General features: G+C 46.0%; 1 protein-coding gene. It reads left to right on the plus strand.

The window, feature by feature from the left end:
* The first annotated feature begins 102 nt into the window (after positions 1–102).
* A complete protein-coding gene (locus tag PCH02S_RS35450; RefSeq protein WP_127458797.1) occupies positions 103–1,389 on the plus strand; it encodes an IS110 family RNA-guided transposase in 1,287 nt (428 codons plus the stop codon).
* Positions 1,390–1,767 lie beyond the last annotated feature (378 nt).

A 1,767-nucleotide genomic window follows, 5' to 3' on the forward strand; every position in this document is an offset into this window, starting at 1 on the left:
GCTAAACAATCCTGTAGAGCTTAAGAAATGAGCTTTGTAAAAAAAGGAGCTCCTCGGTATGATGGGTTTGTCGAGAACACACATCAGGGAGGAGCTCTTACTATGAAGTTTAAGGAAATAGACGCACAAAATCAACGGGTTGAACAAATTACTACCTCGCATCTTGTAATAGGGATCGACATGGCTAAAGAAATACATGTCGCACAAGCAACAAATTTCCGCGGATTAGTGGTTTCGAAACGTCATCTCTCATTCTCCAATAGCGTTGAAGGGTTTGAAAAACTGAGTCGCTGGATGAGTGAATTACTGCAGAAACATCGATTAAATAGGCTCATTATCGGCATGGAACCCACCGGGCATTACTGGTTCAACCTGGCCAACTGGTTAACAGATAAAAACTTGCATGTAGTCATGGTTAATCCAGCAACGACGAAGAGAAATAAAGAAAACCGGGATAATAGCCCGTCAAAGAATGACCCAAAAGATGCACTGACCATTGCAGATTCCGTCAGCCGAGGTTTCTATTACGAGTACACGCGTCAGTCACATGAGTTCCAGCGCTTGAAGACCTTGATGAGTGACCGAGAATTTTGGGTGACGAATAGTGTACGGCTGCAGAATCGAATCGTACGCTGGCTGGACATTCGTTTCCCGGAATATCCTTCGGTGTTCAAAGACTGGACCTGTAAGCGTTCATTGGCGACTCTCAAGACTTTCCCTTGTCCACAGGACCTTGAGAAGCATACGGTAGCCGATGTCCTTAGTGCTTGGAGAGTCCATATGCAGCGCGCCGGGGGCACTACGGGAACCGAGAAGGCAGCGCTACTGATCGCACAAGCTAAACGAAGCGTTGGAGAACGAGTTGCTGTTGACGAAGCGAAAGCAGATTTAAAACGGCTCATTGAAGAGTTTGAGCGTGTGACCTCCATGCTAGAACAGATTGAAAAGGACATCGAAGCACTGCTTTCGGAGATTCCAATGGCGCAGCAGCTTCGTACCATAAAAGGGCTTGGGAAGATTTTCACCGCGGCCATATTGGCTGGTACAGGGGATTTAAGGCAATACGCGCACGGACGTCAGGTTTTACGGAAGGCTGGCCTTAATTTAGCTCAAAGTAAGTCTGGAAAACGAAAAGGACAAATTGTACTTTCGAAACGAGGAGACTCCACCTTACGAAAATATCTCTACCTGGCGACGGTTCAACTTGTTTGGAATAATCCCGTTTTCCGCCATCTGCATGAACATAATGTGCATGAGAAAATGATGAAAAAGCAGCAGTCCATCTTTAAGTTGATTGGGAAACTAGCACGGATCTTGGTTGGTATTGTTCAACGAGGAGAAGAGTTTACGCCAGAGAAAACGGTTTTGAATTGGACAGAAGCAGCTTAAGCTAGAAGTATCACGTATATTGACTCATTCGCGGGATTTCACAAAGAAAGCACGAGGACCGAGTTCGTTCTCCATAAGGGCTATGACCCATCCGCTAAACGCTATCGGTCTCCACACCTTGGACAAGTATGACGAAGGATTGTAAGGGCAATGACCCGTTGAGTCATGGGAGGGTGAACGCCAAGGGATCAGTGGAGTATGTGTGCAGTAGAAACTGATTGGGGAATATTTCCTAATAGTCCTCTATTTCCACATGCCCAGCCCGCCATGTCAATCCGGTTCATCTGTTCACTATCCTAAGATTGATCTGATCTAAGGTGTTGAAATCCTGCGAATAAGTGAGTATATGTGAGATAAACCCTTAAAACCGAGGGACGG

Source organism: Paenibacillus chondroitinus NBRC 15376 (assembly GCF_004000765.1).
GTDB classification, from domain to species: Bacteria; Bacillota; Bacilli; order Paenibacillales; family NBRC-103111; genus Paenibacillus_E; species Paenibacillus_E chondroitinus.